The following is a 12,279-nucleotide window of genomic DNA, read 5'->3' as shown; positions in this document are numbered from 1 at the left end:
TTACGTCACAATCGTCTCGTGTGCCCTTCACACGGTTGACGAGTGGTTGTACCGCAGTTACAGCGACGACCGACGAGCAGTTGAGTGATCGCCACTATGACTGATGGTCGCTCGACGAGCGAGCGAGCGGACGATACCGACCGACTCGAGACCGACGGCGGAACCGAGACCGTTGACTATCTCGACGAGAAAATCCACATGTTCAAGCCCGCGACGCCGTTCATGCGAGATCATCTCAAGGTGATCTGGGGGCTGTTTGCGGTCTGGGTTATCTTTACGTTCGGGCCCGTGACCGCGACGGCAATCGCTCCGGAGGCCATGACGGGCACCTACGTGCTCGGCTTCCAGCTTCACTACTTCCTGACCGCACTCGGCTCGCCGATCGGCGCACTGGTCCTCTCGGCGGTCTACGCCTGGCGACGTGATTTACTCGACGCGAAGTACGGTGTCGACCACGAGACCGAAACTGCGGCCGACTCCGGACAGGCCGTCGCTGCCGACGGTGGTGAACGCGAGTGATCGAGCCGGTTCTTCTCGAGGTCGCGTCAGACCTCTTCGATGGTGGATTCAAACTCTTTCCGGCGCTGACACTGGTAGCGATGTTGACCGTGTTCCTCGGCGTCGGCTGGTTCTTCCGCGTCGCGGCGGTCGACGACATGTGGGTCGCTGGCCGCTCGATCGGTGCCGTTGAGAACGGGATGGCGATCGCGGCCAACTGGATGAGCGTCGCCGCCTATCTCGGCGTCGCGTCGACGGTTGCCCTGCTCGGCTACTTCGGGCTGGCGTACGTCGTCGGCTGGACGACAGGCTATTTCATCCTGCTCATCTTCCTCGCGGCACAGTTCCGCCGGTTCGGGAAGTACACGGCCCCCGACTTCGTCGGTGACCGATACTACTCCGATCTGGGACGGGCGATCGCGGCGTCGACAACGCTGTTGATCGCGTTCGTCTACATCATCGCGCAGGGGAACGGCCTCGGGCTGATGGCCCAGTACATCTTCGGCGTCTCCTACGAGGTCGGCGTGATCCTGTTGATGACAATCACGATCGGCTACGTCGCCCTTTCGGGCATGCTGGGCGCAACGAAGAACATGGCGCTGCAGTACGTCATCCTCATCTCGGCGTTCCTGCTCGGGCTGTATGCCACCGGTTTGGTCCAGGGCTGGTCGACGGCCCTGCCATTCGTCGAGTACGGTAACCAGGCGACCGCAATGGCGGAAATCGAACGCCAGTACACCGAGCCGTTCGCCAACGCCAGCTACTACCACTGGATCGCCCTCTGTGTCAGCCTGATCGCCGGCACGTGTGGCCTGCCACACGTGCTCGTGCGGTTCTATACGGCCGATAACGAGCGCAACGCTCGCTGGGCGACCGTCTGGGGGCTGTTCTTTACGCTCCTGTTGTTCCTCGGCACCGCCGCCTACGCGGCGTTTGGCTCCCTGCTCTACCAGGAAAACGTCGGCGAGTACACCGAGATGACCGGCACCGAGTCGGACACCCTCGTCGTCCTGACGGCCTACCTCGCTGGCCTTCCCGAATGGCTCGTCGGTATCGTCGCCGCTGGCGCGATCGCGGCCGGTCTGGCCACGACCGCTGGTCTGTTCATCTCTGCATCCTCCGCTGCGGCACACGACATCTACACTAACCTCTACAAGTCGGATGCGACCCCGCGCGAGCAGTTGATCGTCGGTCGCCTGACGATCCTCTCCCTCGGTGCCGTCGTCACCGTCTTGGCGCTGAACCCGCCTGCACTCATCGCCGAGGTCGTCGGCATGTCCTTCGCGCTGGCAGGTACCGTGTTGTTCCCGGTGTTCTTCCTCGGTCTCTGGTGGGAAGACGCCACCCGCGAGGGAGCGATCGCCGGTATGTTCGTCGGACTGTTCTTCGGCTTCGGATCGATCCTGAACGAAATCCTCCCACAGTACATCGGCGCGCTCTCTGGTGACGCTATCTTCCCTGCGTTCGCGGCTATCGTTCCTGCAACCTCGTCGTCTCTCGTCGGCGTCCCGGCCGTCGTGTTGACCATCGTTGTCGTCTCCCAGTTCACCGAGGAGCCACCAGAAGACGTAAAGCGACTCGTCCGACAGTGTCACAGTCCCGAACCGATGGCGAAACTCCAGTCGGCAGAAGAAGTCGCAACTGACGGCGGAACACCCGAAGACGACTGATCATGTACAACCACATCCTCATTCCCACGGACGGAAGCGATGTCGCACAGAACGCGATCGACCACGCGATTGACCTGGCCACCAGACACGACGCGACGCTTCACGCGCTCTACGTCGTCGATCTCGACGCCGTCGATCTCAGTCTCGGCACCGAACAGGTCCAGCGCATCAAAGAGGGTCAGTTCGACGAGATGACTGAACTACAACAGCGGGCCACTGCGGCGATCCAGGCGGTCACCGACCGGGCTGGCGACGACCTCGAGGTCGTCGAGTCGATTCAGGCTGGTCGGCCACATCGCAGAATCCGCGACTACGTCGAGTCGGAAGAAATCGACGCCGTCGTGATGGGATCGGCCGGCCGCAGTGGCGTCCGTCGAGCGTTGCTCGGCAGCGTCGCCGAACGAACGATCCGAAACGTCACCGTGCCGGTGCTGATCGTCGACGCACGCGAAGAGTAAAAGCTCGGCCTCACGGTCGACGACTCTGCTCGAGCCCACCGGGCGGATCACGATCGGGCCGTGACTGACAACGCTTCGGTCGATGACGAGAGGCCCGTCGCCGCCGATCCATCGCTGAAGTTGGATCCGGGGTTTCCATTCAGTCATCCATTTTCGTCGGTATTGACGGGCACAACCGAAGTCCATGACTGTCGCGTCGAGCGCAGTGGGGGTCGTCGCTGTCCCGTTTCGGTCCCGAGTCCCATCTGCGTCTCCGCTCGAGAGGCGGACGCCGACCCCGTTCCGTACCGAAGCCCACGAACTGGCTCGTCGTCAGCCCCTCCCGAGGAGAGATTTGACGGTGCTGAGGACCGTTCCCCAGAGAAAAACCAGTCCGAGCACCAACCCGACTACTCCGGCGGCCCCGATCAACACCGAAGAGAGCCAGAATAACAGCCATGGAACGGTCGCCTCGGCACCCACCTCGGTAGTCAATCCGTTCACGAACCATGCCGTGGCCAGGAACGTCGAACCGGTCAGCAACCCCATGAGGCCGATTGCGATATCGTACCAGCTCGCCGATCGGACGGTCCTGTCTACGTCTTCCAGCTCGAGCGGCTCGGGCGCAGTCCGATCCATACTCGTACCAGTCGAACCACTCGCTTAGGTGATTTGGCAGTTGGCTATTCGTCCAGCAGGACACAGCGGTGGTCGGTCTCGAGGCCCAACGGGTTTCGATACGGTTCGAACACCGAGAGGTCTGGAGCGCTCGGACGTGTTATACCATCGTCTCACTCCGTTTGTGGGTTTTGGAAAAATGCCCGGGGAAAGCATTACACCAGAGGTTTACATACCCACTGTTTAATGATCTATCTGGATGGCCCAGAACCCGGAGACGTCTATCGAGATGCAGCCGAACCCTCTTTTCGAGGGCTTCAACGGGAATGACGGCTGCGAAGGTCTGGGGTATTTTTCTCGCCAATGCACGACATGGGAATATTAATATTCTAATCTAATAGATGCGTAAGTATGAACCGTTGGGTTTTGATCGGGATCGTTGCAATCCTGCTGGTGTTCGTTGGGGTCGCGACCACCTTCGTGCTTCCCCTGAGCGTTGATTCGACGAGCGGGCCGTTCGAATTCGGCCAGTCCGATTCGTACGTCTCCTCCGGAGAGATATCGGCAGAGAACGAGAGGCTACTGGTCGTGCACGAAGCCACGGTTCTCGACGACGAGGCACACTTCACGTTCGAATACGAGAACGGAACCGTCGAACAATTCTACGACGACGGAACAGTCTATACGAAATACGAGGGTCACGTCGACGACGAGGAATGGATGGCGTCGACTGAGCCCACCGACGCCGAGGAGGTATACTTCGGAGAGCACGAGGACAGGTTCGTCCGGATCACCGAAGAGAACGGAACCGTCGACCCCTCGGAAATGCAGTTCGTACGCGTACAGACCGGTGGCCACCTCGACAATCCCGAATACGAGCACGTCGAAGAGCAGGACAACCGGACGGTCTACGAGCCGTCATCGACGTGGACCACATTTAATACGGGGACGAGGCACGTCAGTCCCAAGTCGGGTAAACTCAGCGTCGACCGGGAAACCGGCGTCCTTCGGGAAGCGTCGCTACGGTATCAGTTGACTGGGGCTTCATCGTACGGGGAGTATCTGCTCCGGCCAGGCAATACGACGACGGTAAACGTACAATACGAGTACGACCCTGGCCCCAGTGTCGACGACATCGAGACACCCACATGGGTAGAGCAGTGTGTCGAGAACGATCACTGTGAGTTCTAGACGGAACCAGATCGACTCCCACAACGGCACGTACCCGGTTCCAGACGCTGGAACTGAACCCGCGCCCCGGTAGCCACTTCCGGTCAGGCCGACCCACGCCGGGCGGAGCGGGTTCGTGAGTTATCCCTCGCAGATTTCCAGATCCTCACCGGTGTCGACGCTCTTGATCCCGAACGGGAGCGCGACGACCGCCTCGTCAGATTCGTCGTCCACGACGGTGACCACGAGATCAAAGGACCCGGTTTCGTTGAATGCCAGTTCCCGAGTGAGGTCGAAATCGAGGTCCGGCGGGAACTCGATCGGTTCGTCCGTGAGTTCGCCGACCAGCGTGCCGTCGTCCTCCTCGAGGTCGTCTCCGCTCGCGAACTCGACGTCGGTTTCGGAGACGCCATCCTCGCTCGTGATCTCGATTTCGAGTCGGACGTCCCCGCCGGGTTCGTCCGACCTATTTGCGAGCGAGAATTCGAGGTCGGTGAACGATGCGGGTTCGACGACCGATGGGGTCGTGATCTCGAGCTTGACCGCGGTCTGGATGACGACCCGATCGCCGCCGACGGCGGCGGGCGGCCGATCGCTTCGCTGTGCGTTCCGTATCAGGACGTCGAGGAAGTCGGGTATCGAGTCCTCCTCGAACGATTCGTGATAGCAGCACCAGCCATCCATACCGCTCTGTGTTAACCCGAGTTCCTCCCCTGCTGCCGTGACGTCTACCGACGAAAAGCCTGTTTCGATCGGATCGATGTCCGCGATCTCGCTGACGTAGTCCCAGGAGTCGTTGAGGCCGTCCTGGGTCTTACCCAGGAGTCCACCGCCGTTATTTACGAACTCCGCGATGTCGTTTTGCCGGTCGATGAGCGCCTGGTTCTCGCTGTCGACGAGGCCGTTGCTGATCTGGCCCGTGCTGCTGACGATCCCAATCATCGCGTACCCCTCGAAGTCGACGTCACGAATGTCGTCGCTTTCGTTGACGAACGTCACCGGTTCGTCGACGCGCGGATCGTTTCCGACGTCGCCCTCCCAGTAGTCGACGATGTTTGGGTTGCTATCGGGATTCCCGCCGAGGACGAGGATCCCCTCGCCGTCGTTCGTAACGCTATCGAGGATCGATTCGACCATCTTGGCGTGTTCCTCCGGCGGCCCGTGGTTGCTCGACCCAGGAGTCAGTTCGGAATCGAGTCCCATCAGGATCATGGGGCCGCCGGTGACCTGGCCTTCGACGGTGAGCGTCCGGCGGTCGGATTCGATACAGACCGGTTCCGGATCATCGGACACGTAGAAGCTCGGCCCGTAGGCACCGGTTTCCAGTCCAATCGCGTCGAGGGGTCTCGAAACGTCGATCTCCGTCGATGTGCTGTACCCGACGATGCCCGTTGCAAGTCCGTCCGCAACCAGGGACTGGGGCGTAAGCGACTGATCCCGCGTCAGCGAATCGGCGCCCGACCAGAACGCAGCGAGTTCGACGCCGGCACTCCCGCCGGTCGCCGAACCGGTAGCGAGCGCGCGTGCGGCCCGATAGGTCATGACCGGCCCCGGTAGGGCAGCGCTGATCACGCCACTGATGAACGCTTCGAAGGTCTCTCCGAGGAGGGTATCGACGACCTCATCGGTCGTATCACCCAGCGTGTGAAACTGCCGCGTGGCCGTAAAGTCACTTACCCCGGTTTTCTCCGCGAGTTCGCCCTCGACGTCGACGTCCAGGACGATCTCCCCAACGTCACTGAACACCCGGTCCATGGTCACTAAATCCACAGAGCGCGACGGCGGCTCACAGTCCGTCTCCGACGTGAACACCAGGTCGAACTCCTCGTCGACGGATCCATCGGAGAAATCGTCCTCGCTGTAGAAGCTCGCGATCGGCAGCGTTCTGAGTTCGCCCTCGTCACCGATGATGCCATTTTTGTCATAGAGCGCGACCAGTTCGCCTTCGGGCCCCGGTTCCGCGTCAACGATGACGGTCACGCGACCGCTCGTAGCGGATTCGCTCTGCCAGTGTGCCGACAACGTCGCCGGGATACGGAACACCCTCGTATCGTCGTCGAGGTCGTCCGGGATCCAGTCCGGAACGCCGTCGCCGATGCCCGGTACCCAACTCCAGAATCTCGAATCGTTGTAGCCGTACTCCTTTGGGTACAGCACGGGGAACTCGTCGTTTGGACAGCTAGCGGGTATGCTGTCGTTTTGATCGGACGGGTCGAATGCCTCCCCAGAGCCCTCGACCAGCGTTGGTAGCAACATCTGGAACCAGAACTGGTCGTCGGGTGCCGTCGAGTCGACCGACAGGCCGGAGGAGACTCGCTGGCCGGCGTTCAACTGGGTTTGAGCTGATCTGATCTCCTGTACCTCCTCGTGCAGGCCGATCAATCGCTCAAGAGCGTCGAACGTGTCCATCTCGACGAGGTCTTCTGACGTTCCCTCTGGAACGTTGAAGAAGTCGACGTTCGACAACCCGGCGGTCGTCCTGAGCGTGACGGACTCGGAACCGGCATTAGTTATCTCGAACAGATCCACAAAATTCTCCGGGAGGTCGTCTGCGGACTCATCACTTAGGTCGATCGTGATTTCGTCGTCGATGGTGACCTTCGAATCCATCGAATCGATGTCAAGCGTGTCGATCCCCTTCGAGGCCTCGATCCGGAGGAACGTTTCCTCTACGGACCCTTCTGGTAGAGCCACCGGATCGGGAAGGATGATGGTCCCTTCGAGTTCTCTCCCTGCGCCGCCGACGCCTCCTTCGTCGAATTCGGCCAGCTGGAACAACGAGAACCCGCTGGTAAAGGCAACGTACTGGTAACTAGTTGGCGTTTCGCTTACGAGAACCGTCCTGACCTGCTCGAAGGTGCCGTCGACCTGGCGCTGGAGTGCCAGATCGTGTGGGTCTTCGAGCTCGTTTCTGTCGACCGAAAACGAGAACCGGACGACCTCGATTTCGTCCTCCTCGAGATCGGTATCGATCTCGAATCCCCCGCCATTGATCGGTTCGTAAGCGTCTGGAAGGTCGGGGTCATCGAACGTTACAGCGGTAGCGAGGCGAAAGCCCACCCGTTTACGGGTGGGATGAAGCCGACAACTGGGAATCTATCCACGCTCGTAGCCACGGCTGGGGTTGGATGCTTGCGCAACATCTTTAGGTGAAGATGCTCTATATACTGACAATGCCTCGTGGGTTCGACAGGGAACGTACCAACGTCCACAAACTCCAGTACCACTTCATCTGGTGCCCAAAGTACCGCAAATCGGTGCTTGAGGGCGAGGTACGCGACCGTCTCGAAGAACTCATCGAGGAGAAAGCCGACGAACTCGACCTCGAAATACTGGAGTTGGCGATTCGCCCCGACCACGTACACCTGTTCATCACGGGCGACCCGACGCTCGCCCCGAACAAGATAATGCAACAGGTCAAGGGCTACTCCTCGCGCCGACTTCGGGACGAGTTCGACTTCGGCCTGCCGTCGCTGTGGACGCGCTCGTACTTCGTTTCGAGTGCGGGCGACGTATCCAGCGAGGTCATCGAGGAGTACATCGACGCCCAAGCAGGTGAGTAGTCATGCAACGGAACGTCTCGACCACGGTGCGGGTCAAACTCCACTCGCTGACCAACAGGAAAGCCGACCTGCTCACCCGTGAGTACGAGGCGTTCCAGACCGAGGTTCACGGCGGAGACGCCGACCTCTACTCCGCGACCGACCAGCAGGCGTCGAAAGTCCAGCGACAGAAAGACCCGAACCCCGACACCGAACAGCCTGTCGTTCTCCGCAACGACGTGTTCGACGTGTCCTACGACGAGGACACCGTTCTCTCGTCGTGGTGGGTGAAAGTTCCCGTCTACGACCCCGAGCGTGGACGGGGCAACTCCATCTGGTGTCCCGCCCACGTCCCGTACAAAGACGAACAACTCGTCCGTGAGGGCGACGTTCGAGACAGCGAACTGGTACACCGTGACGGTGACTGGTACGTCCATCTCGTCGTGAAGCGGTCTGTGACCGTCCAAGACGAGTACGACGACGTACTGGCTATCGACATGGGCGCACGGTGGGTCGCTACCTGCGCGTTCCTCTCCGACCGCAAGACCGCCTTCTACGGCGAGAAAGTGCGCCGTATCCGCGAACACTACAAGCAGTTGCGGAAGTCCATCGGGAAGGCGAAGCCCCGACAGGGACAGCAGGTGGTCGAGCGTATCGGTGACGCGGAAGCGCGGAAGGTGGACGACCGCCTCCACAAGATTGCTCGCCAGATCGTGGAGGACGCCGAAGAACGGAACGCAATCATTGTCGTGGGCGACCTCGGCGGGGTTCGCAAGGACAACGACAAAGGGCGGTACGTCAACGACAAGACCCACAAGATGCCGTTCGCCCGCCTGCTCAACTACATCGAGCACAAAGCCCACGACGCGGGCATCGACGTACAGTTGGTCGAAGAATACGACACTTCGAAGACGTGCAACCGCTGTGCCTGCGAGGGCGTCCGTGAGACGCAGGGACGATTCGAGTGTCCCGAGTGTGGGCTGGACGACAACGCCGACAAGAACGGTGCGCTGAACATCGGCAAACGAGCCTTGGGCAAGTTCTCGAAACCGCTGTCCGAGGCAGGGGCTGTACTGGCACAGCCCGAAACGCAGGTCATCGTCCACCGTGACGACGAACCTGCGAACCTCTCCGTATCCGTGGGTTCAACCCCCAGTGGGGGAACCCCACGGCTTTAGCCGTGGGAGGATGTCAGTTCCGGATCGAGAGCGAACTCCACCGTCCCGGCCGACTTCCGTCGAACCGACAGGGAGAGCATACGCTTTGATTCGTCCTCATCGATCGGGACGCTCGGCAGATCCGCAATGATCGCGCCCTCGTCGTCGAGTTCGGAGGAGACGACTTCGACCGGAATGTCGTCCAAGACATCGAGATTTAGGTCTTCGTCCGGACGTTGGGGTAACGGCGCGACCGCGAGCTTGTTGTCATAGAATCGATTGTTCTCCCGGATCGGCCCGGTATCGATATCGGCGAGTTCACCGTCATCGTCAAGGACGAGGACGCCGACGTAATTCTCCACGAACGGCTTTGGTGAATCGCCATACAGCGTCGGGTTCCGGTGGTTTACTAGGGCTATGAGTGCGTCAATTCGCTTCGTCATTGTGTGAATCCTCGACACCCTTGGTAAATACGTTCCAGTGTGACGCCTTGAGCGACGTGATTCTACACGTCAAGTCGCCGCCGTCTAGTGATTCACCAGAGCCGGTGTTTTCATATGGATACTCAATTTTGACAGGCTCACCGTCGTTAATTGTGATCGAAACGAGCAAATCACCGGGGTTCACGGTGCCATAGAAGCCGACCTGAGGGCCAATTTTAGGAAAAGTCAACAAACGTTACAATAGGTCTTGTTCACACCAGGCACTATCTGATAGCATTTATAATTATAATGGCCACTCCAATGAATATCAGGGCCGCACCAATATATGTCACTGTTGGTGTCCATGATTGTTGATTAAATCCAAATATTGGAAGGATATATTCTGGTAGCACCATTAACGCAACACCTAATATTAAAAACACTCCCTCGGGGTAATTAAAACTGATCTTTGACATATTCAATTATTTTCTAATCCAATTTCTCAGTTAGACGAGTTATTTCTTTCTATGATATGTGAGATATTCACTTATTAGTTATAAATATTAGTCAGACACATAAGCCGATAGATCAGGCGAACAATCAACTTTTGGCGGGTAACTGTTAATGTCACAATCCATGTATGCCTCTAGACAAATCGTGATATCAACTCCATCGGATAAATCAATATCACTATCGTCGTCAAATTCGTGAGTCACGACACAACCGGTTGAAGTGGCGGTTAATGTTATCACACCGACTCCGCCTGCTGTTGAACCTGGTTCAGGGAGAAGTGTTAGGACAAGACCACCTGCCCCCGCTACAGCTGTACAAAGCCATTGTGGAATGTCATCTGTCCCAACCCTAGTATTAAATGTGAAGGAACGTACGCAATCCATACCACTTTGCATTATAATCTGATTATTATCTGTCTTCTTCTCCTGATATTCATTCCACTCTAAAGAATCTACGACATTATAGCCCTCTGGATTCTTCTCTTGTGCTGAAAGGTCATTATCGGAATCAATGGTTTCTAGATTACTCTTGTAACCAGACCCATCCACTATCGCTGTCACATAGACATCGCCTTCTATCACTTGAATAGTAAAGACCTCATCACCGGAATCATTTATCGTCGTTGTCAAAAGCACATATTCAGAAGGATTAATTTCTTCGTCACCGGTGATCTGTACCCTGTATCCATCAAGATCATCCTTTAGAATTTCTTCGCTTTTTTCTTCACGAAGGAACTCGACCATTTCCTCTACAGCTTTGTTTGAGAACGCTTCACGAGAATATTTCTTTTCTTCAGAAGAAGATAATTCAATCTTTTCTATATCATATTCAGTCTCTGAAGCGGTTGTCGCTCCAATGCTACTAGCGGCGAATATACTCGAAGCACCAATTGCCTTCAACACGCGACGTCTTTTTTGATCCGTCATGCAATGAATACATTCTAACTATTATTTAATAAATCTTTTTGTCTTACCTGTGGGGAATTCCACAACGAGCATCTGGGCGAGTTCGATATTGGTGCGAATATTGGACAGATCACTCACTGTGGAAAGCTGCTTTCACTGGCAGTGCGTGGTATTTAGTCATCCGTCAGATCGGCGGTGACGCGCTGGATAGAATCACCCTTATCCATAATCTCGACCGGCCCTATAACGATCAGTATAGGATCCCTTCTCACTGAATGCGTCGTCAGAATGTACCGAAGTTCATAATAACATCATTATCTGATTATATAGCTCGAATGGAGAACAAGCAACGAACTGAGGGCGACCACTTCGAGTTCGGCGCGATAGTCGTTGCCAACCTGTTACCGATCGTTGGGTACTTCGGCCGTGGTGAATCGCCAGACGTAGCTTGATTTCACGGGTTTAGAGACTGCTTGATGTTGTGAACGACACACATCAGGATGAGTTCACGAAATTCGCCGTACCAGGATCGCGCACGCACGGCGTCGCCGAGCGTGCGCTTGATCGTGGAGAAGACGGTCTCACACATCGCTCGTTGGCGGTATCGAGGCCCATCGATCCGCGCGTTATGCGCGTGGTCGATGGGCCGGAACTCACGATGTTTAAACAGCGGTCTCACGCCCTCTTCGCGGAGTTTCTTGCGTAACTCCATCCAATCATAGCCTTTGTCCGCAGCGAGACTGGCGAGGTCGCCCGCGTTGCGTCGGGCGACCTGCCAGCCGAGCTGTGTGTCGTGGCGTTTCTCTGTCGTACAGTGAACGTCCAGAATGGCTTGGGTTTCTGTATCGATGAGAGCTGTTGCTTTGAGCGTCTGAACGCGGTAATTCGTCCGACGGCAGTAGTGTTTGCTCGCGTTTTCGCGGTCGAAGAACGTCGCGTCGATGGCAGCGTGACCGCTCGGCTCGTGCAGCTGCGCCTGTCGGCGCAGCAGCACTCGCCAGAGTGCTGTCTTGATTCTATCAAACCACTTCACTAGCGTGGAGTGGTCGGGGAGATCGGCCGGTTCAAGGCCGATCTCCACGAGAATATGTGGCATCTCGCTTAGCAGATCCAACGCTTCTCGGTAGGACTTCTCCAAGTAAACCCGCAGACAATGCAACGATACGACAGCGTAGTCGGCGAAGCCGCCACCCCCTTCGGGGGCGGCGACTTCGCCTCAGCCACCAACAGCATTTTTAGCTAACTGAACCACTTTGCTCGTGAAGCGGGAGATCTTCGACATAGAGCATCGGCGGTTTCCCGCTTCATCTTCCTAGTTCTAACGGTCGAAGCCGACGCAGTATGGCG

10 protein-coding genes and 1 pseudogene are annotated in these 12,279 nt (G+C 57.6%); 6 read left to right on the top strand and 5 right to left on the bottom strand.

All coding sequences use genetic code 11. The features are described 5' to 3' along the window. The first annotated feature begins 96 nt into the window (after positions 1–96). The 3 genes from AArc1_RS09500 to AArc1_RS09490 are packed head-to-tail and all read left to right on the top strand — an operon-like array spanning position 97 to position 2,626. Complete coding sequence (locus tag AArc1_RS09500; protein WP_117364144.1) at positions 97–519, top strand: DUF4212 domain-containing protein; 423 nt, start codon at positions 97–99, stop codon at positions 517–519. Then, on the top strand, positions 516–2,168 hold the full coding sequence (locus AArc1_RS09495; protein ID WP_117364143.1) for a solute symporter family protein: 1,653 nt from the start codon (positions 516–518) through the stop codon (positions 2,166–2,168). Before AArc1_RS09500 ends, AArc1_RS09495 begins: the two co-directional genes overlap by 4 nt. Before the next feature lie 2 nt (positions 2,169–2,170). Continuing rightward, on the top strand, positions 2,171–2,626 hold the full coding sequence (locus tag AArc1_RS09490) for a universal stress protein (protein ID WP_117364142.1): 456 nt from the start codon (positions 2,171–2,173) through the stop codon (positions 2,624–2,626). A gap of 312 nt (positions 2,627–2,938) precedes the next feature. On the opposite strand, the gene AArc1_RS09485 is transcribed toward AArc1_RS09490, so the two are convergent. Continuing rightward, a complete protein-coding gene (locus tag AArc1_RS09485) occupies positions 2,939–3,244 on the bottom strand; it encodes a hypothetical protein (RefSeq protein ID WP_117364141.1) in 306 nt (101 codons plus the stop codon). Between the two features lie 390 nt (positions 3,245–3,634). Here AArc1_RS09485 and AArc1_RS09480 point away from each other — a divergent pair, with 390 nt between their 5' ends. After that, positions 3,635–4,414, top strand: a complete 780-nt coding sequence (locus tag AArc1_RS09480; protein WP_228442422.1) for a hypothetical protein — start codon at positions 3,635–3,637, stop codon at positions 4,412–4,414. 120 nt (positions 4,415–4,534) lie between these two features. On the opposite strand, the gene AArc1_RS19365 is transcribed toward AArc1_RS09480, so the two are convergent. Next, entirely contained in the window at positions 4,535–7,453 is a 2,919-nt protein-coding gene (locus tag AArc1_RS19365; protein ID WP_228442421.1) for a hypothetical protein, read from the bottom strand. 113 nt (positions 7,454–7,566) lie between these two features. On the opposite strand from AArc1_RS19365, the gene tnpA reads away from it, so the two are divergent. Together tnpA and AArc1_RS09460 are read left to right on the top strand one after the other, a co-directional pair. Further along, positions 7,567–7,956, top strand: a complete 390-nt coding sequence (gene tnpA, locus AArc1_RS09465) for an IS200/IS605 family transposase (RefSeq protein ID WP_117365849.1) — start codon at positions 7,567–7,569, stop codon at positions 7,954–7,956. A 2-nt stretch (positions 7,957–7,958) separates the two neighbouring features. Next, the gene (locus tag AArc1_RS09460) at positions 7,959–9,113 is read left to right on the top strand and encodes an RNA-guided endonuclease TnpB family protein (RefSeq protein ID WP_117364139.1); all 1,155 of its coding nucleotides are present in this window, start codon (positions 7,959–7,961) and stop codon (positions 9,111–9,113) included. Here the strand turns inward: AArc1_RS09460 and AArc1_RS09455 are convergent. From AArc1_RS09455 to AArc1_RS09450, 3 genes and pseudogenes are all read right to left on the bottom strand, one after another. Further along, positions 9,110–9,553: a hypothetical protein gene (locus AArc1_RS09455; protein WP_161958290.1), complete on the bottom strand. Its 444-nt coding sequence runs from the start codon at positions 9,551–9,553 to the stop codon at positions 9,110–9,112. The two genes, AArc1_RS09460 and AArc1_RS09455, sit on opposite strands and share 4 nt — an antisense overlap. A gap of 524 nt (positions 9,554–10,077) precedes the next feature. Then, positions 10,078–10,953 carry a hypothetical protein gene (locus tag AArc1_RS18480; protein ID WP_133412343.1) on the bottom strand — a complete coding sequence of 292 codons (876 nt, stop codon included), beginning with the start codon at positions 10,951–10,953 and terminating at the stop codon, positions 10,078–10,080. A 433-nt stretch (positions 10,954–11,386) separates the two neighbouring features. Then, positions 11,387–12,214, bottom strand: a pseudogene (locus AArc1_RS09450) (IS5 family transposase). Positions 12,215–12,279 lie beyond the last annotated feature (65 nt).

The sequence above is a fragment of the Natrarchaeobaculum sulfurireducens genome (assembly GCF_003430825.1).
GTDB lineage: Archaea > Halobacteriota > Halobacteria > Halobacteriales > Natrialbaceae > Natrarchaeobaculum > Natrarchaeobaculum sulfurireducens.
The sequence above is the reverse complement of the archived record's forward strand: the minus strand, read 5'-3'. Positions and strand labels throughout refer to the sequence as shown.

Excerpts from the sequence above, each read along its gene's own strand:
- AArc1_RS09500 (WP_117364144.1), top strand. The coding sequence starts at position 97 with ATGACTGATGGTCGCTCGACGAGCGAGCGAGCGGACGATACCGACCGA.
- AArc1_RS09490 (WP_117364142.1), top strand. The coding sequence starts at position 2,171 with ATGTACAACCACATCCTCATTCCCACGGACGGAAGCGATGTCGCACAG.
- AArc1_RS09485 (WP_117364141.1), bottom strand. The coding sequence starts at position 3,244 with ATGGATCGGACTGCGCCCGAGCCGCTCGAGCTGGAAGACGTAGACAGG.
- AArc1_RS09480 (WP_228442422.1), top strand. The coding sequence starts at position 3,635 with ATGAACCGTTGGGTTTTGATCGGGATCGTTGCAATCCTGCTGGTGTTC.
- tnpA (WP_117365849.1), top strand. The coding sequence starts at position 7,567 with ATGCCTCGTGGGTTCGACAGGGAACGTACCAACGTCCACAAACTCCAG.
- AArc1_RS09460 (WP_117364139.1), top strand. The coding sequence starts at position 7,959 with ATGCAACGGAACGTCTCGACCACGGTGCGGGTCAAACTCCACTCGCTG.
- AArc1_RS18480 (WP_133412343.1), bottom strand. The coding sequence starts at position 10,953 with ATGACGGATCAAAAAAGACGTCGCGTGTTGAAGGCAATTGGTGCTTCG.